Here is a 21,274-nt window from a genome sequence, read left to right as displayed (position 1 = left end):
ACACTTTCTGATAAATTCAGAACATATATTAGTTTTATTATATCAAAATTATATTAAATATCCAAATCTATTTCTTCCTTTTTAAATTCAAAATCTTCGTCATTCAAATGAACTACTTCCAATGCTTTTTCATAATTTGTAGATTTTTTCGAGAAGAAATCATGTTGTGTCGTTTCCACATTTAATCCGTTCAATACAATAGGATTTACATCTTTCACTTCAAATTCCTCTTCAAATCCCAAGTTCATCAATGCCTTATTTGCGTTATATCTTATATATTCTTTAACATCGGCAGTAAGTCCTATATCTCCGTATACTTCATCAGTATATCTCGCTTCATTTTCATATAAATCATACATTAATTCTTTTAATTCTTTTCTGACACTTTCTTTTTCTTCTTCACTGAATGTAGCGTATATTTCCTGCGAAAGAAGTCCCACAAACACTCCGTGAATAGATTCATCGGCTATTATTTTCTTTATTATATCACAACTTGCGACCATTTCTCCCTGTCCTGCAAGCCATAAAGGCAAGAAAAATCCGCTGTAAAATAAATATGTTTCCAAATAAACCGAAGCACACAAAGCCATGTAAATCTCTCTTTTTGTAGCTTTCGGATTATTCATTTTCTGATAATAATAGTCGATTTTATTTGCTTTATATTGCAAATGCTCATTTTCCTGAACCCAGTTAAACGTTTCGTTTATTTCTCTCGTAGATGCAACTGTCGTAAATATTGTAGAATAAGATTTTGCGTGGATAGTTTCCATCATACACATATAGGACAATACCGAACGGCATTGTAATGATTCAATATGATCTATAATTTTAGGCATTCCTGTGTGGCTCTGTAAAGTATCAAGCAATGTCAACCCTCCCAACACCTGCAAATAAGCCAATTTCATTTCAGGCTCCAATGAATGCCAGCTGTCTATATCCTTTGACGGAATATATTCAGTATCTATCCAGAATTGTTTTAAATTCTGCTCCCAAAACATTTCTACATAATCATTTTCAGGTGTGTTCCAGTTTACTGCTTCGTATATTTTTTTATTCATTTTAATTTTTCCTTTCTTTAATACAATAATACAATTTCATTTTTAATCAGGATAAGTCTGTTTTATAACAGGAAGCGAAACTCTGTCTAAATTAATTGCATACCACTTTCCTTTATCTTCAAAAGCCAATGTTTCTCTTCTTGTTATTATATGTTGTCCGTCAACTTCATTATCAAAAACTACCGGAATTCTTACATAAGTTCTTCCTTTAGTGGTTCTTCCCGGTTTTGCCGAATTAAAATCTCTTGTAACTTTTGCTTTTTTAGGAGCGTTTCCATTCATATAATCTATTATGCCTTTTTTAAATTCTTCCACTCCTACTCCCGCATTTTCAGCAGCATTGTAAAGCAACTCGGGTGACCATAAATCAAACATTGTTTCATATTTTCTTTCTTCCAAATTTTTTCCGCTTTCAATTAATTTATCTATTATTATTTTCTTATTTTTCTCCCAACCCTCTTTTGCCAAATCTTGCTGAATTTTTCGTGCAAGAATACAATTACTGTCATTCTTTTTCATTATCCCGACTTTGCATTTAGAAATAACTTCTTCCAACAAAGAAGCATCTTTCTTTAAACTATCTTCATTATATTTTCCAAAACAGGATATTGCAATAATCAAATTTACAATAATAAATATAAATAATTTTTTATTTTTCATAAATCTCCTTTCTTTGAATTATTAAATTAATTTCTATTTTCTGTCTTGCTACTACCAATCTAAATCCAAATCTTCATTCAAATCTTCATATGCCATTAACTTACTCGGATTTTCAATTTTATCGTAATATTTATTATTATGAACAGGCTCTATTTCCAACAATTTCAAATTCTCATCAATCAACAATTTTTCAAAAAACCTATGTAAAGGTCTGTTGTCAGGCTTTACAAACTCTCCATATCTATTCAATTCAGAATAATTAGACAAAACCAGACAATCTCTAAAATATTTGGAATTTTCTTTAAATAAATCATTTGAAATATTTTCTACTCCCAAATATTTCAATAATTTTAATGTAAATATCGTAGCAGTTCTTGTATTTCCTTCAACAAAAGGATGAATATTCCAAATATCAGTTATGCAATTTATAGATAAATCCATAATATCTTTTATATTATTTATATCAAACTTTCTCTTATTTAATAAATCAAAAATATCAAATAAGTCCTTCTCTATTGTTTGAAAATTTCCGTAAATTGCACTGTCTCCATTTAAAATATCTTCAAATTTTTGTATATTGTATTTTCTGAATTCTCCGCAAAATTTCTCATTTATTACATTTTCAAATAATTCTTTATGAATATTTTTCAGTGTATTTACCGTCAAAGTGAAACTCGTATCATCCAACAATTTTACAATTTTTAAACTTACAATATCACACTCGTACTCGGACTTATTAATCTTTTCCAATTTATTATAATGCTTATAAAGTTCATCTTCCACTTCGATATAAGTCTTGATGTTATTTATATTTTCATATGCCAGTTTTTTCAAAGTTTCGGACGGCTTTAAGTCATCAACTTGATTAAGTCCGACTGCAATTTTCCAATATTGTTGCTTTTTATACTTATCTTTTGTTTCCGTTATTTGCTTATAAGTATTGTCCTCTATAAATAACACCTACTTTCTATTTTAAATTATGTTAATTCCAAATCATTATAAATATTTTCAAAAGCGATTGGTACTTTATTATGAGTTTTATGATAACTTTTTACATACTTCTGCACTACTATTTTATATTTAGTTTCATATAGCGAAAGTAATAACAATTCTAATTCTATACTCTCTATACCAATATTTCTAAAAGCTTTTCTTATACTTTTGTAACCGTAATTATTTTGTATAGTATATAAATACTGTCCTAAAAAATCATCCATTATTTTAATTATCTCTTTTATTTTGGATGAATCCCAATTATATTTGATTGCCAACTCATAAAATTCATATTTTATTTGATTTCCTGTGTAACTTGTACTTTTTATTTTACTATTATCTTTAAGACATTTCAAAATTTCTTTTGCTCTATCAAATCTACCAATCTTTAATTTATAAAACTGAGAAAATCCACAAAGAATTTGTCTTATTGGAATAGATACCATTATTATAAAAACAATATATATTATTGTACCATTAAAATATTCCTTTCTATCACCACTACTGAAAAATCCTCCCCACCAAGCACTTGTTATTTGAAATAAAATCCCTATAAAAATTATAAATACAAATCTATCTATAAATTTTTCATATTTATTTTCTATCTCAACTTTCTTTTCTTTCAGCTCTTTTTTTAAAATTTCATAGTTACTTCTATCTAAAATAATATATTTTTTTTTAACTATTTCCTTCAAAATAAGATTAACTTTTTTTAACCAGTCTTTTTCTCTGTTTATTTCTATTTTTTTTCTTCATTAAAATGTTTTATTTCAGCTTTTATTTTTTTATCTCTAGCAATATACAACCATCTAATTACTATAAGAGTAGAAATTGACCATACAATAATCAAATACCAAAAAAATTTTAAATTATAAATATGACTTAATATCAATAGCAATGATAACAGTATATATACTGATACAAATATTTTTAAAGATAAAGGTAATTTATTTACTCTTTTATACAATTCATCTATTTCGTTTATAATATCATCTATATCTTTCAATTCTAATTTTTCTAAATTGTTGTTCAATATAACAATCATCCTTTCTACCTTAGATCTTCTTTCTATACTTTGATAATTCAATTTTTCGATTTTTTCCCCAACATTCAAATTTTACAACGTGAAAAATGTGTTAGTGAGCGTTATGAAAACATCTTTTTTGTTTTCATAGCTCACGTGCATTTTTGAGTATGTAAAATTTGGGTTGGTAAATTTTTGCTACTTTTTTTTAAAAAGTAGGTTCTTTGTAAAATTTGAGTTGGAAAGATTTTTTGCTACTTTTTCATCTTTGAAAAAGTAGTTTTACGGTCTAAACAGAACACGACAGACACTCCTCAATAGTAGCCTTTCTCGTTCTCGTATAATAAAGGGATTTCAAGCCTAATCTATGTCCGTAAATATACAATTTAGCCAAATCTCTCGTAGTGTCCGTACTTTTATTAAATAATATAGTCGATATTCCCTGATCCACATGTCTTTGTATCACAGAAACAAGTTTTAATATATTTTTCTGATCCATATCATATGCGGATTTATAGAAGAAATAATTGTCATTTGTCAAATAAGGCATCGGATAGAATGTCGTACTGTCCCCGTATTCTCTGACTTCTATCGTATCAACTATAGGCATTACTGAGGCTGTGGAGTTCATAATATAAGACGTAGACTGATTCGGAGCTATTGCCATTCTGTAAGCATTGTAAACACCGTATTTCATAACATCTTCTTTCAATCTTGCCCAGTCTTCCTTAGTCGGCACATATATCCCGTCAAATAATTCTTTTATTTTCTCTGTTTGAGGGAAATAAGATTTTTCAATATATTTATTAAAATAATTTCCGTTTGCATATTCGGATTTATCAAAGTCTTTAAATACTTCTCCTCTTTCTCTTGCTATTTCCATTGATCTTTCGAGCGAGTAGTAATTCATCATCATGAAAAATACGTTACAAAAATCAAGGGCTTCTTTACTTTCGTACATTATAAAGTTTTTGGCTAAAAATCCGTGCAGATTCATTGCCCCAAGACCTACACTGTGAAGCTCTTCGTTAGCTTTTTTAATAGACGGAACAATGTCTATATTCGTAAGGTCGGACACTGTTGTAAGCGAGTCTATCGCTGCTCTTGTCGCCTCTCTTATTCTGTTGTTTTCCATAACGGTAACTATATTAAGCGACCCCAGATTACACGAAATCCCTCTTCTTATCGTATCTTCTTCAAAATAAGGATTTATATCGGAAACTTCCGAAAGCTGCATTATTTCCGTACATAAGTTGGAAAATTTTACATTTCCGATTTCTTTCAAAGCATGTTCTTTATTGGCATTATCTTTAAAGAATAAATAAGGATATCCGCTTTCTTTTTGAGTTTGAGAAATTTTAATCAACAGTTCTCTCGCGTTGATTTTTTTCTTTTTAACATTAGGATTATCCACTAATTTTTCGTACATTTCATTCATATCCATTTCGTCCAGATACTGTCCGTATTCTAAAAATACAGTATGCGGATTGAATGTATAGCAAATCTCGTCTTCTTTTGCCAGTTCCATAAATTTATCAGGAACTATTACTCCGATAGAAAGAGATTTTATTCTTATTTTTTCATCCACGTTTATCTTTTTACAGTCGAGAAATTCATTTATATCCGAATGAAATACATTCAAATAAACAGCTCCCGCTCCTGCTCTCTGTCCAAGCTGATTTGCATAGGAAAATATATCTTCCATTATTTTCATGATAGGCAATACTCCCGAAGCTCTTCCTTCTACACCTTTTATCGATTCTCCTCTGGCTCTTATTTTAGACAGATTTATGGAAACTCCTCCTCCGATAGAAGACAGTTTCATCGCAGAGTCAAAAGCATATCCTATACCGCTAAGATTATCTCCCATTTCATCAAGGAAACATGACACAAGTTCTCCCGATCTCTTTTTCCCGGAATTTAAAAATGTAGGAGTGGCAGGCTGATATTCCTGATTAATAAGCATTTCCACATATTCTAAAGCCTTGCTTAAATCTCCCTGTGCAAGATAAAGGGAAACTATCGCTATTCTGTCCTCATATCTTTCAAGAAATTTTTCTCCCGAATCATCTCTCAAAGCGTAACTTTGATAAAATTTCGATGCACTCATAAAAGAAGCAAATCTGAACTTTTTATTATATACAAGTTCAAAAACCTGCTTTATTTCTTCAAACTTATACATATCGTAAAAATTTATGTAATAATCATTTTCTATTAAATAATCCATTTTTTCTTTTAAATTATGGAAAAATACCGTATTTTTATTTACATAATCGACAAAATAAGAATAAACGGCTTCTTTATCTTTGTTAAGCTGAAATTCCCCATTTTCTTTTACCATTATTTCATTGTTTAAATATATCCATTTCTTAGCTTTATTCATTTTCATAACCCTTTCTTTTCTAAAATCCTTTTTATAATTAATCATTTTTTTCAATATAGTTTATTAAATATTCGACTTGAGGATGAGTTCCCGACAATTCAAATTTCATTAAAACAGGAATATTATATTTTTCCGATATTTTATCGGCTGCAAGAGCAAATAATGTACCCCAGTTCATATTTCCGCTCGAACTCACGGATTTTATATAATCTTTATTATTATTTCTCGTCATAAATTTTTCGGTCTTTTCAGGAACTTCCCCGAATTTTGTAGTAAATGTTAGTAAATGTCCTTCATTTTCAATGTCTATATCTTCGGATATTTTCACATAATTCCATTCAGGTCTTTCTTTTTTAATTTTATCTACAAATCTTTGGACATTTCCGGTTTTGGAATCATAATATATAAACATTATGTCAGCTCCTTTTTTATAAAATTTCCAAAAAAATAACGGACTTACCTTAAAAATTCTGCTGTTCTGATATTTTTACTGTTAAAAAATATCAAACAGAATAAACACGAGGAACAAAAACGGTCCCCGTTTAAAGAGTCCGTTTTTATTAAATCATCGTTATTATTTCTCTTAATTCTTCAGGATTGAAGCCTATTGTTCTTTTAACTTCCTGATCACTTTCAATAAGTATTGTAGTAGGTACTGTTCTCACTTTATATTTCATTGCCAACTCAGGATTGTTGAAAGGATTTACTTTTTCATATTCAACTCCGCTTTTATCCAACAAATCCGATACCATTGCACAAGGATTACAATCTTCTTTTTCAAATTTAATTAATTTTCTCATTACTATTTCCCTTTCTATATCTTATGTTAATTTTATCCTTTCACTAAAACACAATATATTGTGTTTTAGTTTTTTATTTTTTATAATATGTAGTATACTCGTAATTTAAAAAAATTACAATATAATTATCCTTTGAAAAAAGTTAAACAAATTTAATTTATATATTTCAAGTTAGTATTTATAATATTTTTGTTATCTCCATTCTATTATATATATAATTTATACAATAACAGATATTATCTATAATTAAATCTAATCTTTTACATATACATACCGCCAATTTTGTGATAAAATAATTAGAAATTAACTTTTAGTTCGGAAGGAAAATAATTTAATGCCTGATAATATAAAATATAAAAATTCATTTTATCAACTGAAAAAAGATTTGGAAAGTAAAATAGTTCTTTTAGACGGAGCAATGGGGACAATGGTATTAAATTCCGACAGTTTCAAAGAGAAAAAATATGACAGATGTATTGATTATCTTGTACTTACAAAGCCTGAAATGATTAAAAGTATACATAAAATGTACTTAAAAGCAGGTAGTGATATTATTGAGACAAATACTTTCGGTGCATTGGATATTACTTTGAAAGATTACGGACTTGAAAATAGTGCCTTTGAAATAAATAAATCCGCTGCTTTACTTGTAAAAAAAGCTATTGAAGAATACAGGAAAGAAAACCCCGATGAAAAGCGAAATCTTTATGTTGCAGGAGCATCGGGACCGTCAAATAAATCTTTAAGTTCAGGCAATATAACTTTTGAGGAACTTGCCCATGCTTATTATGTTTCTGTTTCGGGACTCCTTGCCGGGAACGTTGATATTATTCTGCTTGAAACTATACTTGACACGGAAAGTCTGAAAGCTGCTTATTTGGGGATTCAAAAAGCTATGAAAGAATATTATTATGTGCCTTTAATGCTTTCATTTACTCTTAAAAATACCGGCACTACTTTCGCAGGACAGACTATACATGAGATTTATAATACAGCATGCAGCATGAACCCCCTTTCCATAGGATTTAACTGTGCCGTAGGCGGAGAATTTTTCGGAAAATTTATAAAAACATTAAATAATATTTCAAATGTTTATACTTCATTTTACCCGAATGCAGGGCTTCCCGATAAAAACGGCAAGTATGGAAAAACTCCCGACATACTCGCATCGGAAATAGAGTTTCTTTTCAAAAACAGCTGTCTGAATATTGTCGGAGGATGTTGCGGTACTACTCCCGAACATATTAAACAGATAAAAGAAAAAAGTATAAAATATTTGCCTCGAACTGTTAAAAACATATAGAAAATTTTCTTAAAACATAATAATCATTTATCAGTATATTTATATTTTCTATAATTAAATACAAACTTTTGTATATACATACTATAAGATTTATGATAAAATAATAAAACTTGATTTATACTAAGATGAAGGGAAATAACTAATGCCTAACAATATAAAATATAAAGATTCATTTTACGAACTAAAAAAAGATCTGAATGATAAAATCGTCCTTTTAGACGGAGCAATGGGGACAATGATACAAAAGCAGAATCTGACTGCTGAAGATTTCGGGGGAGAAAAATACGAAGGATGTAATGATTATCTTGTACTTACCAAGCCTGATGTCATTAAAAACATACATAAAATGTACCTTGAATCCGGAAGTGATATTATTGAAACAAACACTTTCGGAGCATTGGATATTGTTTTAAGAGATTACGATCTGGAAGATAAAGTTTTCGAGATGAATAAAGCCGCTGCAGGGCTTGTGAGAAAAGCTATTGAAGAATACAGAAAAGAAAATCCCGATGAACAAAGAAATCTGTATGTGGCGGGAGCATTGGGTCCGTCAAATAAATCCATAAGTGTTACGGGCGGAGTAACTTTTGATGAGCTTATACACACTTATTATACTGCTACTTCGGGACTTCTTGCCGGCAATGTGGATATAATACTGTTTGAAACCATACAGGATACGAGAAACTTGAAAGCCGCTTATTTAGGACTTCAAAAAGCTATGGAGGAATATTATCATGTACCTTTAATGCTCTCATTTACTATTGAAAGTACGGGAACTACTCTTGCAGGACAGACAGCAGACGCATTTTACTATGCGGTAAATCATATGCATCCTCTTTCTGTAGGTCTTAACTGTGCCACAGGACCGGAATTTATGACTCAGTTTTTAAAAATATTAAATAATGTTTCAAACACTTATATTTCCGTGTATCCTAATGCAGGACTTCCCAATGAAGAAGGAAAATATGAGGAAACTCCGGATACATTGTCTGCAAAAATAGAACCTTTTTTTCAAAATAAATACCTGAATATTGTCGGAGGATGTTGCGGTACTACTCCCGAACATATTAAACAGATAAAAGAAAAAAGTATAAAATATACACCGAGAATCATTGAAGAACACAGCGAAACAAAAAATGAAGTAAGCGGACTTATTACGCTGAACCCTCCACAGGATAGACCAATATACGTAGGAGAAAGAACAAATGTAATAGGTTCACGTATATTTAAAAATCTTATAGTAAACGAAAAATTTGATGAAGCTACGGAAGTGGCAAGGCTCCAAATAAAAGGAGATGCCGATGTAATCGACGTGTGTCTTGCAAATCCTGACAGAGATGAAATAAGTGATATGAAGACTTTTCTTGAAAAAGTCTCAAAATTTGCAAAAGTTCCTATAATGCTTGATTCTACGGATATAAATGTTATAAAAGAAGGGCTTACTTATTTACAGGGGAAAGGTATAATAAATTCGATCAACCTTGAAGACGGCGAAAAAAAATTCGACGATATGTCAAAATTAATAAAAAAATTCGGTGCTTCGGTTGTTGTCGGATTAATTGATGAAGAGGGAATGGCTGTTTCTCTTGAAAAGAAAATAAAAGTTGCCAAAAGAAGCCATGAATTGCTGACAAAAAAATACGGAATTGATGAAAGAGATATAGTTTTTGATACTTTGGTCTTTCCTGTCGCTACAGGAGATCAGAAATATATAGGCTCTGCTTCTGCAACTATTGAAGCCATAAGAGAAATCAAAAAAGAAATGCCTAATGTAAAAACTATATTAGGAGTAAGTAATATTTCTTTCGGGCTGCCTGTTGCGGGAAGAGAAGTTCTGAACAGCTACTATATGGAGAAAGCCTACGAAACGGGACTTGATTATGCTATTGTCAATACTGAAAAACTTATTCCCCTTTCGGAAATTTCCGATAAGGAAAAAGAATTGTCCGAAGCCCTGTTATTTAACACAAACGATGATACTGTTGCAGATTTTGTGGCATTTTACAGGGAGAAAAAAGGCGTGGAAAAGAAAGCCGATACAACTAATATGACTCCTGAAGAACAGGTTTCCAATCTTGTAGTCGAAGGAAGTAAAAAAGACTTGATCCCTTTGCTTGACACATTGCTGCAGAAATATTCTCCTTTGGACATTATAAACGGTCCTTTAATGGACGGAATGGACGAAGTCGGTAAATTGTTCAATAACAATGACTTAATCGTTGCCGAAGTTCTTCAAAGTGCCGAAGTCATGAAAGCATCGGTTTCTCATTTGGAACAGTTTATGGAAAAATCCGAGCCTTCCACAAAAGGTAAAGTCATAATGGCAACTGTTAAAGGAGATGTTCACGATATAGGGAAAAATCTCGTAGGAATTATAATCGGAAATAACGGTTACGATGTAGTCGATTTAGGTATAAACACTCCTGCTGAAAAAATAAGAGAAGCTATTATAAATGAAAAGGCTGATTTTGTAGGTCTTTCAGGTCTTTTAGTAAAATCTGCCACTGAAATGGTAAACACTGTAGCCGTCTTGAGAGAGGCAGGAATTAAAATACCGATATTTGTAGGAGGAGCTGCTCTTACAGAAAAGTTCACGGTGAATAAAATAGAGCCTTCTTACGAAAATAATATTGTTATTTATTCCAAAGATGCTATGACTGCATTAGCCGATTTGAACAAAATGATTGTTCCTGAGAAATTTGAAGAATTTAAGCAATATTTACAGTCAAGAAGAGATATGCTTCTGTTAAAAGATAAAGATGCTATTGAAAAACTCAATGTACGTCAGACAGTGGGAGATGTAAAAAATGCAGACGGAAGTTTTGATATAACAAAAGTAAAACTTCCTGAATATAATTTTGAAAAGATATACAAACCTTCTACGTTAAATAAGCAGATTATCACAAATATATCAGCAAAAGAAGTTTTTAAATACTTAAATCTTCAAATGCTTATAGGAAAGCATCTCGGAATGAAATGGGTTGCCAGAGAGCTGCTTGAAAAAGGAGATCCCAAAGCAACAAAGATGTATAACGAGATTTTGGATATTATAAATCATGGAGATGAATATTTTGACATTAAAGCTATTTATAAATATTTTCCTTGTCGAAAAAAAGACGGAAAAATAGAAATCCTGTCAGACGATTTGAAAGAAGTTATTGAAACTTTCGATTTCCCGAGACAAACATGGGGACAGCATTTATCCCTTAATGACTATATTCATCCTGCAGAAATAGATTACATCGGAATGTTTGTAGTCAGTGCAGGAGAAAAATCCAGAATAGTTTCCAATGAACTGAAAGAAAAAGGAGAATTTTATAAAGGTCATCTTGTAAATTCTATAGGATTGGAACTTGCAGAATCTACTGCTGAATATGCACACTATCTGATGAGAAAAGATGTCGGAATAATTGACGATGAAAATTTAACTATCGATGAAATTCATAGAGCAAAATATCACGGAAAACGTTATTCTTTCGGTTATCCTGCCTGTCCTGATTTATCGGACCAGGATAAACTGTTTAATCTTTTAAAACCTGAACGTTTTGGAATCAAACTGACTTTAGGACATATGATGTATCCTGAGGCTTCTGTCAGTGCTATCGTCTTTTCACAACCGTTTGCTAAGTATTTTAATATGTAATAGAATTTATGAGGGCTTGTCGCCCTCATACTCCCACTTTCAACCTCAAATTTTACATACTCAAAAATGTACGTTCGCTATGAAAATAAAAAAGATATTTTCATTACGCTCACTAACACATTTTTCACGTTGTAAAATCTGAAGGTTGTTTTTTTGTAAATTAAATTATTAATAAACAAAAAATTTATTTTAACTATTGACTTTTAATAAAAAAAATATAAAATACAAATATAAATTTAATTTTTAGGTTAAGAATGGAGATAAAAATGCCACTATTATTATTTTTTAATACTTTTGTTGTAGGTGCAATAGCAATAGGAATAATTAAAGGAATTTTCGGAAACACAGTTTTAGGACGATTTTTCACATTATTTTTAGGTGTTCCTATAGCTATCGGTTATCTTGTTTTGGTTTACAATTTACCATCTATCACATCAACTGCCGATACATTTTTTATAATAGTTCTTTTCGGGCCAACTGTACTTGGTATAATTTCAATTATATTATGTTATATTTTCGGTGGTTTTAGTGATAATAATAAAAAATAAAAAGAAATTCTCAACCTCTAAATTTTACAACGTAAAAAAGTGCTCGTGAATCCCAGCCAAAACAACTATTTTGTTTTTGTAGCGAACGGACATTTTTGAGTATGTAAAATTTAAGGTTGAAAGTAAGAAAGTGAGGGTTACTTAAACCCTCACTAATATTTCATATATCTCCCTAACGACACTCTCATCAGTTTCAAGAATTTCAAATTCACTGAATTCTTTTAATCCCATATTTACATCTTCTTTTTTATAAATCATTTTACTTTCTTTTATCTTTTTAGCAGATAAATGAAAAGCTTTTGCACCGGTATATTTTGCCATTTCTTCTGCGTTACCCACGTTCAATCCGGCTCCTATAAGTATTTCAGGACTATTCCCATTGGAGAGTTCGACTAATTTTTTTAATAATTCTTTCCCTTTCAAACAACTGTCTTCCTGTCCTGAAGTCAGTATAGTCTTTACTCCCAGTTCTTTCAACTGCTGAAAAGCCTTTATCGGATCTTTGCACACATCAAAAGCTCTATGGAAAGTTACAGACATTCCTTCGGCTTTTTCCATAAGTTTTTTCATATTTTCAATGTCTATCTCTCCGTCTTTAGTCAGCACTCCTATAACTACTGCATTTGCTCCCAATTCTTTAAACATTTTTATATCATTTTTTATCATATTTATCTCGTATTCTGAATATAAAAAATCTCCGAATCTGGGTCTTATAAGTACATTTATCGGGATATTAACATTCCTTTTGACTTCTTCAAAAAGGCTTTTCGTAGGTGTAGTTCCGCCAATTATAAGATTACTGCATAATTCAAGACGTGTTGCTCCTCCCTTTTCGGCATTTATAGCCGATTCCACGCTATCTACACATATTTCAAGTGTAAAATTTTCCATTACTATCATTCCTCACATAATTTTTTAAAATATTCATCAGTTTTCATAATTTGAGCAAATTTCCGGTTCAAAGATGCCATGTAAACATTCTGTATCGTTTCGGCAGGTATTTTTAAATCATTCCATTGCAAATCTTTAGTAGTACAGGCATCTGAAATAAGAATATTCCTGTATCCCAAGTCCCTTGATGCTCTCACCGTAGTATCAATACACATATGAGTCATCATACCGCATATAATAAGTTCATTTATAAGGTCCTCCTGAAGAATTTTTCCCAAATTTGTATTGAAAAAACTGTTCGGGTAATGTTTTATAATAACTTTTTCATTTTTCAAAGGCTCAATTTCTTTATGAATTTCAATTCCTTCTGTCTCAGGCAAAAAGAAAGCCGCATTCTTTTCCGAAATATGTTTAATATAATAAACCGGAAATTTATTTTCCCTGAAATATTTTAAAACCTTCTTTATATTTCCGAGAGTTTCTTCAGCTTTAAACAGTTCGCATCTTCCATTTGGAAAATAATCGTTTTGAACATCAACAATCAATAATCCTTTTCTCATTTTATCAAATCCTTTCTATTAATTATGATAAAATGATATATGAAATTCAAAAAAAAGTAAATTACTTACTTTTTTGTATATTCGGAAACATTATTATATTTTATTCCCTTTTTATCTAAGAATTCTGTCATATTATTCTCAATCATATATTCTATTCCGATATCCTGCATGATTTTTACAGCTGACAATATCTTTTCTCCTCTTTCAGTTAAAAAATATTCTACTTGAAGAGGATATCCCGAATAAGATTTTTTATCAACAAATCCGAATTTTCTCAGTTCCTTTAATTGCTCAAGTAACATTTTCTGACTTATTCCGCTAATTTCACGATGCAATTCCGAAAAAGAACATTTGCCTTTTCTCAATTGAAAAATAATAATCGTTTTCCATTTTCCTTTTATGATGTCATGCACAAATTCCAAAGGACATGTGTAATTTTCTCTAAGTTTCATAAATTTATATCCTTAAATCTTCTCTATAATTCTTTTTCTCTTATTAAAAGTTGCAATTTCATTAATTCCGTATTTTTTTATATATTCGACTGCCTCTTCTATTTTCATTCCTACATGTTCAGGATGATGTGCATCGCTCGACAACATAACCGGAATATTGTATTTCTTCACATATTCCATAAAATCACCATAAGGCGATATTTCTTTTATCGGGTACCTATAAACAGTCCCGGTATTTACATCTACAGTCATATCATTATTTTTGAGACATACTGCCGTTTTTTCAAGCAAATCACCGACACTTTCTTTATCGGGAATATTGTTAAACAATCTTAAATTGAAAGGGTGTCCGAGTATATTGTAAAATCCCGTATTAGCAACATTTTCAATTTCTTCTGCATAATCTTTCCATATATCAGTCAAATTTCTTTCGTTAAATCTATGCTTCAAGTTACTGAAATCAAATCCCCAACCTTTAATAAAATGAACGGAAACTATTAAATAGTCCCATTCATATTTTTGAAGTATTTCTTTTACTTTATCCTGATTTCTGAAATTGCAAACTTCCAATCCCAATTTTACAGGATAGCCTTTTGATTTCAGCATATTAATAAAATCTGTATATTCTTCCAATGTATGCACAAATTTCGACTTGGGATTATCAAGCCACTTTCTCTGAAATTCCCCCGTTTCAGAATTATCAAGGATAAGCTCTTCATAATACAAGTCTTTAAATTCCTTAAATGCGTGAGTATGCTCACTTATCCCTATTTCATGAAGTCCTTTTTTCTCAGCCTGCTCAAAAAACAGACTGACCCATTCTTCATCGTAATCTCCGTATTCAAAATGCATATGGTAATCAGTCAACATAATTAACCCGCTTTCAATCATTATTTTTTATGCTTTTTTCCATTCATTTCCTGTTTTAACAAAATTTACAGTTGAAGTTGCGATATTTATCTTTTTCGCATTTTTCAAGTAGTTATACTGTAAATTTATATATGCTTCTATGTCAATATCCACTTCGCCTTTAAGTCTTTTTATTTTTGCATATTTGTCAATATTATCGTTCAAATACTTGCTTAAAGCCTCTTCGTCATAACCTTTTATCAAAAACACAGCTTCTCCCGAATTACCGTTTTCATTAACTTTATAAACTGAAACTTCAAACTGTTCCAATAACATTGTATTTATTTCTTCCCATTTTCTTGTTAGTTCCTGATCTCCTCTCGCACCTACATATTTATCCACATCTACATTTACTGTTCTGAGCATTTCTCTTGATCCGTAGTTGGAAATTTCCTGCATTGCTTTTGCATAATCATCTGCTGCTTCCTGTAATGTCTTGAATTTTTTTACTTCGTCCTTTTTAGCAGTTGTTTTAGGTGCTGCTTTTGTTGTAGTCACAGGTTTTTGTTGAGTAGGCACTGCTGGAGCTTTCGTGTTGGGACTATCCGCAGGTTTTGCCTGAACTGCTGCTTTCGGATCGGCTTTCTTCGCTGCAGCAGGAGCTTTTTTCTGTGTCTGGACAGGTACAGCCGCTTTCGGTTTATTCTCCGCCAGTATTATCCCCTGAGCTAAAATCAAAAATGTAATTAAAGTTTTTTTCATTATTCCTCCTATTATTTATCCAAAAATTTATTGATACTTTCATTTTTTACATATTCAAATTCCTTAACAGAATTTTCCTCAAAAATCCCGTAATTTTTTTTCAATTCTTTAATTGCAGAATTTAGTATTTCCCCTTTTTTCACTCTTTTGGAAAGCCCGTAAAAAGCTCTTTCCAAAATGTCAATATTTGCATATCCCGATAAAATCTTCTCCGAACTTATCCAGCTTAAAGTTCTCTCAAATTTTTCAGGAAAGTATTTTTCATACTGATTTATATTATATAATATTTTTGTTTCAATATCATTAATATTTTCATTGAATATTCTATAAAAATTTTTGGACAAAAAATGATCCACAAACATATCCGAAACTATCCCTTTAAATATTCCGAATTTTTCTCGCAACAAATCATTGAGAAAATTATTTTCCCTATCCGAAATATCGTCTATTATCCTGTGGAGAACAATACCCTCTTTTAATTCATCAGTAAGATTAATTTTTTCAAGTGTTCCTTTATAAAAATCTCCGGTAAAATTTCCGTATAAAGTTTTTCTGTCAGTTTTTTCGTCAATTTCTATTGAAATCATCGAATGTCCTAAAAAATTCATATCAGCCTCTATAATTTTAAATTTATTATTCCAGATTCAACTTTGCTTTTTTCAATTTTGCCAATCCTGCAAGGGAAGTTTCTTTATAATTTGAATGTAAATCCTTTCCTGTCTGAAGCATAGTTTCTACTACTTCATCAAGAGTAATCAAATGATTCTCTCCTCCCGACATTAAACTGTACTGGGCACAATCCATAGCTTTTGCAGCATATATAGCATTTCTTTCTATACACGGTATCTGAACATAACCGAGCATAGGATCACAGGTCATTCCGAGACAATGTTCCATGCCGATTTCAGCTGCATATTCTATCTCCTGAAGACCTCCTCCCATTATATAGGCAGCCATTCCGGAGCCCATTGAGCAGGCAACTCCGACTTCTCCCTGACAGCCCACTTCAGCTCCTGAAATTGAAGCATTTTGCTTGTATACATTTCCTATTACTCCTGCTACTGCCAAAGCATTAATAATTTCTTCTTCGGAAAGACCGTTTTCCTGCTGAAAAGTTTTCAATACTGCAGGAATTAACCCCGAAGCACCGCAAGTAGGAGCTGTTACAACTTTTCCCGCACTGGCATTTTCCTCTGAAGCCGCTAACGCATATGAGTAAACTCTCCCTTTAACATCTTTAAAGCGTGCATTCAAATATTTTTCATAGAACATTTTTGCTTTTCTTTCCAAATGAAGCATTCCGTGTAAATATCCTTCAGTATTCAATCCTCTGTTTACAGCATCGTCCATGGCATTCCATACTTCTTTCAGATAATCCCAAATTTCAGTTCCTTCATATCTTTCCACATATTGAGGAATTGTAATATTCTCTCTTTCACAATATTCCATTATTTCTTTAAAGTTTTTTTGAGGATAGATATGCTCCACATCGGCATTTTTATTCAAATTTTCATTACCGTCCTTCGCTTCAACTATACTTCCTCCTCCTACAGAAAAGAATAACGCACTTTCCGAAGGATCTTCAAAATTTATATCATCTTTTTTATAAACAAAAAATCTTACACCGTTTGTATGAAAATCATACACTATTTCAGGCATAAATACTACTTCTATATTATCTTTTTCTGCATTTTCCAATGTTTTTTTTATAATAAAGTCTGTTAAATGTCCTTTCCCTGTTGCTGCCAAACTTCCGTACAATTCGGCTTTATATCTCAAATCTTTCCCGTATTTTTCCTCTGCTCTCTTTTTAAATAAAGAAGCGGCTCTTTCAGGTCCCATTGTATGACTGCTTGAAGGTCCGTTTCCTATTTTATAAAACTCTCTTAAAGTTTCCAAGTTAATTTCCTCCTAAACATATATTCCTCTCTACTATTTAGATTATATAATATTTTTGCTTATTTTTAAACTGTATTTTAAAAAATACTCAAATTATCAATATATAATTATTATACATCGGTAATCTGAGTATTTATAAAATTTATTTTATATTAACTATTCACTTTTATCAAAATCAAATCCCTGTTTTTTTACTGTATCGGCAACTTTTTTATATCTTTCATTTGTTGCATTTCCGTAATAATTTTTTATACTCTCTTTATAAGAAGGCATTTGAGAAAGACCGTTTTCATCCCACCATTTTCTGTAATCTGCATCAAAGTTCTCTACGCCTTCTTCCACCTTTGCCTTATCATATACTTCATCAAGAGCAAAACTCTCATAAGAAACTCTCGGTTTAGGTGTTTTTAATTTATTTTCAGTAGGCACCCCTATTGTAGTACCTAAAACGGGAAATACATATTCAGGCAAATTAAACATTTCGCATATTGCATCAGGATTTAATCTTATTCCGCCTATAACAGTAGTTCCATACCCCAAAGATTCCGCTGCTGTCTGTATAGCTTCCACCATTATTCCTGCATCTACAGCTCCTGTAATTACACCTTCCAAAGATTTTTGAACACCGATTTCCACACCTATACTTTTTGCAGCATAATAAGGTCTGTAATAATCAGCCAATACCAAAACAAATACATCGGCATTTTCAACCTGTTTCTGTCCTCCCGATAATTCGGCTATTTTTTTAATTTTGTCTTTGTCTTTTACGACTATTAATGATGTTTGCTGTCCATGAACAGAATTTGGACATCTCTGAGCAGTTTCCAATATCAATTTCAAATCTTCATCTTTTACTTTTTCCCCTGTAAATTCTCTCACTGATCTTCTATTTTGCAATTGTTTTATAACTTCATTCATTTAAAATCATCTCCCATCTTTTTATATATAACATAATATGATATCACAATATATAATTTATTTCAATTATTTTGAAATTCAAAATAATTCCGTCTATTTCTGAATAAACCCTTGTTTTCTAAGTGTTTCTTCTGTTTTCTGATAATTTTCCTTTACATAATTTGAATAATATTTTTTCATAGTCTCTTTATAAGACGGTACTTCAGGAAATCCGTTTTCATCCCACCATTTTCTGTACTCTGTTTCAAATTTTTCGACACCTTCTTCGACTTTTTTCTTATCATATTTTTCTTCAAATGCAAAACTTTCAAAAGGAACTCTCGGTTTAAGAGATTTGAGCTTATTTTCTGCCGGAACTCCTATCGTAGTTCCGAAAACAGGAAATACATACTCAGGTAAATCAAACATTTCAGCTATCGCATCGGGATTCACTCTTACACCCCCTATAGTTGTCGTTCCGTATCCTAATGATTCTGCAGCCGTCTGTATTGCATTTACCATTATTCCTGCATCTCCGGTACCTATCATTAATCCTTCTACTGATTTCGGAATAGAAATTTCTCCTCCTATACTTTCAACGGCATATACTACTCTATAAAAATCTATCAATATTAAAATAAACACATCAGCAGCTTCTATATGTTTTTGTCCCCCTGATAATTCTGCTATTTTTTTAATTTTTTCTTTATCTCTGACTACTATCAATGATGTCTGCTGTCCATGAGCCCAATTTGAATATCGCTGAGCAGTCTCCAATATCAATTTCAAATCTTCATCTTTTACTTTTTCCCCTGTAAATTCTCTCACTGATCTTCTATTTTGCAGTTGTTTTATAACTTCATTCATTTAAAATCATCTCCCGCTTTTTTATATATAATAACACAACCTATAATTTATTTCAACAAAATTTGAATTATATGCTCTTGATATTTTGAATAAAACTGGTATAATTAATATATATAAACGATAACGAAAGGAAAATTCATGAAAAAATCTAAATATACTATTTTAAATATAATTATTCTTTTATCGGTTTTATCCTGTGTTTCTCTTCCCGAAGGACTTTCCACAAAATCCGAAGTATATAATGCAGATAATGTTGATTTTTACTATGATCTTACTTATAAAAAAGACGGAAAAATTGAATATGAAAGACAAATCTGGGAGCAGGCGTATGAAATACTTGATAATGCCAAAGAGTTTTTCCTAATGGATATTTTTGTTTTTAATGACTATCTCGGAAAAGGAGTCAGAGAAAAACTCAATCCTGTGGATATCGCTGAAGAATTTGCTCAAAAAATTCTTGAAAAAAGAAAAAGAGATCCTGATGTTGAAATTTATCTTATACTCGATGAAAGCAATACTTTTTACGGAGCATTTGATAACAGAACTCATAAAAAACTTGAAGAAGCGGGAGTTCATATAGGCTACGTGGATTTAGCAAAATTAAGAGATCCTATGCCTACTTATTCTACTGTTTGGCGATTATTTATAAGACCTTTCGGCAATTCTAAAAATGTCGGGAAAACTAAAAATCCTGTTTACGAAGGAACTGATAAAGTAACTATAAGAAGTATCCTCCGTGCACTAAATGCAAAAGCTGACCACAGAAAACTGATTATGAATGAAAATACTGCAATGCTGACTTCTGCTAACCCTCACGCTGAAGGTTCAAGGCACTCCAACGTAGCTTTTAAATTTTCTTCGCCGATTATAAAAGATATTTACTCTGCCGAACAGTCAGTTGCAAAAATTACCAAACCTGACGGAAGTCTTAAACAAAATCTTCCGGATAAAGACTTTAGTAAAATTCCTTTTTCAAATAACAGCAAATTAAAATTACAGTATTTTACAGAAGGACAAACCGTCCTTGATATTTCCAATGAATTGGCAAACACCGGAACAGAGGATAAAATAATAATTGCTCAATTTTTTCTTGCAGACAGAGGAATTATAAAAAGTATTAAAAAGGCTGCTAAAAACGGTGCCGACATTCAAATTATCCTGAATAATTCCAATTCAGGACTGCCTAACAAAGCTGCTGCAGGAGAGCTTATGAAATATGCCCGAAAGCATAATTATAAAATTGAAATCAGATTTTATAATAAAGGTGAAGAAATGTATCATGTAAAAATGCTGTCTATAATGAAAAAAGACTATATGGTTACTTATGGAGGCTCTACAAACTTTACAAGAAGAAATATGAGAAACTATAACCTCGAAAATGAATTGAAAATTACTTCCGCATATGATCAGAATATTTCCAAAAGTATTTTAAACTATTACGACAGACTCTGGACCAATAAAGATGCAGAATTTACTTTACCTTATGAAAAAAATAAAAATGAAAAAGTAATAAACGATTTGTTATTCAGATTCATGGAAATTAACGGATTCGGTATATTTTGATTTAGACAGGAATATTAAATTTTTAAAAAAATTCGATTTTTCTGACTTGAAAACAGAAATTTTTAATCAAAAAAACAACCTTCAGCTTTTACAACAACAAAAATGTATTAGTGAGCATTATG

21 protein-coding genes are annotated in these 21,274 nt (G+C 31.0%); 4 read left to right on the top strand and 17 right to left on the bottom strand.

Features of this window, described 5'->3' with window-relative positions:
• Positions 1 to 53: 53 nt before the first annotated feature.
• From nrdF to FVE72_RS04830, 8 genes are all read right to left on the bottom strand, one after another.
• Positions 54 to 1,058, bottom strand: a complete 1,005-nt coding sequence (gene nrdF, locus FVE72_RS04865; RefSeq protein WP_026737476.1) for a class 1b ribonucleoside-diphosphate reductase subunit beta — start codon at positions 1,056 to 1,058, stop codon at positions 54 to 56.
• A 42-nt stretch (positions 1,059 to 1,100) separates the two neighbouring features.
• Positions 1,101 to 1,718, bottom strand: a complete 618-nt coding sequence (locus FVE72_RS04860) for a hypothetical protein (RefSeq protein ID WP_026737475.1) — start codon at positions 1,716 to 1,718, stop codon at positions 1,101 to 1,103.
• Between the two features lie 51 nt (positions 1,719 to 1,769).
• Positions 1,770 to 2,678: a Fic family protein gene (locus tag FVE72_RS04855; protein ID WP_051411747.1), complete on the bottom strand. Its 909-nt coding sequence runs from the start codon at positions 2,676 to 2,678 to the stop codon at positions 1,770 to 1,772.
• Between the two features lie 17 nt (positions 2,679 to 2,695).
• Positions 2,696 to 3,406, bottom strand: coding sequence for a hypothetical protein (locus FVE72_RS04850; RefSeq protein WP_026737474.1), 711 nt, complete (start codon positions 3,404 to 3,406; stop codon positions 2,696 to 2,698).
• Positions 3,407 to 3,450: 44 nt separating this feature from the next.
• Positions 3,451 to 3,744 (bottom strand): hypothetical protein, encoded by a 294-nt coding sequence (locus FVE72_RS04845; RefSeq protein WP_146966395.1) that lies wholly within the window; start codon positions 3,742 to 3,744, stop codon positions 3,451 to 3,453.
• A 280-nt stretch (positions 3,745 to 4,024) separates the two neighbouring features.
• Positions 4,025 to 6,118, bottom strand: coding sequence for a class 1b ribonucleoside-diphosphate reductase subunit alpha (nrdE, locus tag FVE72_RS04840; RefSeq protein ID WP_232049487.1), 2,094 nt, complete (start codon positions 6,116 to 6,118; stop codon positions 4,025 to 4,027).
• A 37-nt stretch (positions 6,119 to 6,155) separates the two neighbouring features.
• On the bottom strand, positions 6,156 to 6,530 hold the full coding sequence (nrdI, locus tag FVE72_RS04835) for a class Ib ribonucleoside-diphosphate reductase assembly flavoprotein NrdI (protein ID WP_026737471.1): 375 nt from the start codon (positions 6,528 to 6,530) through the stop codon (positions 6,156 to 6,158).
• Between the two features lie 148 nt (positions 6,531 to 6,678).
• The gene (locus FVE72_RS04830; protein ID WP_026737470.1) at positions 6,679 to 6,918 is read right to left on the bottom strand and encodes a thioredoxin domain-containing protein; all 240 of its coding nucleotides are present in this window, start codon (positions 6,916 to 6,918) and stop codon (positions 6,679 to 6,681) included.
• Between the two features lie 334 nt (positions 6,919 to 7,252).
• Between FVE72_RS04830 and FVE72_RS04825 the strand changes: the two genes are divergently transcribed.
• The 3 genes from FVE72_RS04825 to FVE72_RS04815 all read left to right on the top strand — a co-directional run bounded on the left by FVE72_RS04825 (position 7,253) and on the right by FVE72_RS04815 (position 12,412).
• On the top strand, positions 7,253 to 8,221 hold the full coding sequence (locus FVE72_RS04825) for a homocysteine S-methyltransferase family protein (RefSeq protein ID WP_026737469.1): 969 nt from the start codon (positions 7,253 to 7,255) through the stop codon (positions 8,219 to 8,221).
• Between the two features lie 142 nt (positions 8,222 to 8,363).
• Positions 8,364 to 11,864, top strand: coding sequence for a methionine synthase (gene metH / locus FVE72_RS04820; RefSeq protein WP_051411746.1), 3,501 nt, complete (start codon positions 8,364 to 8,366; stop codon positions 11,862 to 11,864).
• Positions 11,865 to 12,130: 266 nt separating this feature from the next.
• A complete protein-coding gene (locus FVE72_RS04815; RefSeq protein ID WP_026737467.1) occupies positions 12,131 to 12,412 on the top strand; it encodes a hypothetical protein in 282 nt (93 codons plus the stop codon).
• Between the two features lie 141 nt (positions 12,413 to 12,553).
• Here the strand turns inward: FVE72_RS04815 and FVE72_RS04810 are convergent, their stop codons facing one another.
• From FVE72_RS04810 to FVE72_RS04770, 9 genes are all read right to left on the bottom strand, one after another.
• Positions 12,554 to 13,312, bottom strand: coding sequence for a copper homeostasis protein CutC (locus FVE72_RS04810; RefSeq protein WP_232049486.1), 759 nt, complete (start codon positions 13,310 to 13,312; stop codon positions 12,554 to 12,556).
• Positions 13,309 to 13,863 (bottom strand): cysteine hydrolase family protein, encoded by a 555-nt coding sequence (locus FVE72_RS04805; protein ID WP_026737465.1) that lies wholly within the window; start codon positions 13,861 to 13,863, stop codon positions 13,309 to 13,311. The genes FVE72_RS04810 and FVE72_RS04805 overlap by 4 nt, the downstream gene beginning before the upstream one ends.
• A 65-nt stretch (positions 13,864 to 13,928) precedes the next feature.
• Complete coding sequence (locus FVE72_RS04800) at positions 13,929 to 14,315, bottom strand: winged helix-turn-helix transcriptional regulator (protein WP_026737464.1); 387 nt, start codon at positions 14,313 to 14,315, stop codon at positions 13,929 to 13,931.
• Between the two features lie 12 nt (positions 14,316 to 14,327).
• Positions 14,328 to 15,206 (bottom strand): histidinol-phosphatase HisJ family protein, encoded by an 879-nt coding sequence (locus tag FVE72_RS04795; RefSeq protein ID WP_232049485.1) that lies wholly within the window; start codon positions 15,204 to 15,206, stop codon positions 14,328 to 14,330.
• 6 nt (positions 15,207 to 15,212) lie between these two features.
• A complete protein-coding gene (locus FVE72_RS04790; RefSeq protein ID WP_051411745.1) occupies positions 15,213 to 15,926 on the bottom strand; it encodes a hypothetical protein in 714 nt (237 codons plus the stop codon).
• 11 nt (positions 15,927 to 15,937) lie between these two features.
• Positions 15,938 to 16,534: an ACP phosphodiesterase gene (locus FVE72_RS04785; RefSeq protein WP_026737462.1), complete on the bottom strand. Its 597-nt coding sequence runs from the start codon at positions 16,532 to 16,534 to the stop codon at positions 15,938 to 15,940.
• A gap of 25 nt (positions 16,535 to 16,559) precedes the next feature.
• On the bottom strand, positions 16,560 to 17,825 hold the full coding sequence (locus tag FVE72_RS04780; RefSeq protein WP_026737461.1) for an L-serine ammonia-lyase, iron-sulfur-dependent, subunit alpha: 1,266 nt from the start codon (positions 17,823 to 17,825) through the stop codon (positions 16,560 to 16,562).
• A gap of 156 nt (positions 17,826 to 17,981) precedes the next feature.
• Positions 17,982 to 18,743 (bottom strand): nitroreductase family protein, encoded by a 762-nt coding sequence (locus FVE72_RS04775; RefSeq protein ID WP_026737460.1) that lies wholly within the window; start codon positions 18,741 to 18,743, stop codon positions 17,982 to 17,984.
• 93 nt (positions 18,744 to 18,836) lie between these two features.
• Positions 18,837 to 19,589, bottom strand: a complete 753-nt coding sequence (locus FVE72_RS04770; protein WP_026737459.1) for a nitroreductase family protein — start codon at positions 19,587 to 19,589, stop codon at positions 18,837 to 18,839.
• 138 nt (positions 19,590 to 19,727) lie between these two features.
• Here FVE72_RS04770 and FVE72_RS04765 point away from each other — a divergent pair, with 138 nt between their 5' ends.
• Positions 19,728 to 21,152 (top strand): phospholipase D-like domain-containing protein, encoded by a 1,425-nt coding sequence (locus FVE72_RS04765; RefSeq protein WP_026737458.1) that lies wholly within the window; start codon positions 19,728 to 19,730, stop codon positions 21,150 to 21,152.
• Positions 21,153 to 21,274 lie beyond the last annotated feature (122 nt).

This window comes from Pseudoleptotrichia goodfellowii, assembly GCF_007990505.1.
GTDB classification, from domain to species: domain Bacteria; phylum Fusobacteriota; class Fusobacteriia; order Fusobacteriales; family Leptotrichiaceae; genus Pseudoleptotrichia; species Pseudoleptotrichia goodfellowii.
Note: the sequence above shows the minus strand (reverse complement) of the source record. Positions and strands in the feature narration are given on the sequence as shown.

Excerpts from the sequence above, each read along its gene's own strand:
- FVE72_RS04775 (WP_026737460.1), bottom strand. The coding sequence starts at position 18,743 with ATGAATGAAGTTATAAAACAATTGCAAAATAGAAGATCAGTGAGAGAA.
- FVE72_RS04830 (WP_026737470.1), bottom strand. The coding sequence starts at position 6,918 with ATGAGAAAATTAATTAAATTTGAAAAAGAAGATTGTAATCCTTGTGCA.
- FVE72_RS04805 (WP_026737465.1), bottom strand. The coding sequence starts at position 13,863 with ATGAGAAAAGGATTATTGATTGTTGATGTTCAAAACGATTATTTTCCA.
- nrdF (WP_026737476.1), bottom strand. The coding sequence starts at position 1,058 with ATGAATAAAAAAATATACGAAGCAGTAAACTGGAACACACCTGAAAAT.
- nrdI (WP_026737471.1), bottom strand. The coding sequence starts at position 6,530 with ATGTTTATATATTATGATTCCAAAACCGGAAATGTCCAAAGATTTGTA.
- FVE72_RS04795 (WP_232049485.1), bottom strand. The coding sequence starts at position 15,206 with ATGATTGAAAGCGGGTTAATTATGTTGACTGATTACCATATGCATTTT.
- FVE72_RS04770 (WP_026737459.1), bottom strand. The coding sequence starts at position 19,589 with ATGAATGAAGTTATAAAACAACTGCAAAATAGAAGATCAGTGAGAGAA.
- FVE72_RS04860 (WP_026737475.1), bottom strand. The coding sequence starts at position 1,718 with ATGAAAAATAAAAAATTATTTATATTTATTATTGTAAATTTGATTATT.
- FVE72_RS04800 (WP_026737464.1), bottom strand. The coding sequence starts at position 14,315 with ATGAAACTTAGAGAAAATTACACATGTCCTTTGGAATTTGTGCATGAC.
- FVE72_RS04825 (WP_026737469.1), top strand. The coding sequence starts at position 7,253 with ATGCCTGATAATATAAAATATAAAAATTCATTTTATCAACTGAAAAAA.
- FVE72_RS04785 (WP_026737462.1), bottom strand. The coding sequence starts at position 16,534 with ATGAATTTTTTAGGACATTCGATGATTTCAATAGAAATTGACGAAAAA.
- metH (WP_051411746.1), top strand. The coding sequence starts at position 8,364 with ATGCCTAACAATATAAAATATAAAGATTCATTTTACGAACTAAAAAAA.
- FVE72_RS04815 (WP_026737467.1), top strand. The coding sequence starts at position 12,131 with ATGCCACTATTATTATTTTTTAATACTTTTGTTGTAGGTGCAATAGCA.
- FVE72_RS04765 (WP_026737458.1), top strand. The coding sequence starts at position 19,728 with ATGAAAAAATCTAAATATACTATTTTAAATATAATTATTCTTTTATCG.
- nrdE (WP_232049487.1), bottom strand. The coding sequence starts at position 6,118 with ATGAATAAAGCTAAGAAATGGATATATTTAAACAATGAAATAATGGTA.
- FVE72_RS04790 (WP_051411745.1), bottom strand. The coding sequence starts at position 15,926 with ATGAAAAAAACTTTAATTACATTTTTGATTTTAGCTCAGGGGATAATA.
- FVE72_RS04810 (WP_232049486.1), bottom strand. The coding sequence starts at position 13,312 with ATGATAGTAATGGAAAATTTTACACTTGAAATATGTGTAGATAGCGTG.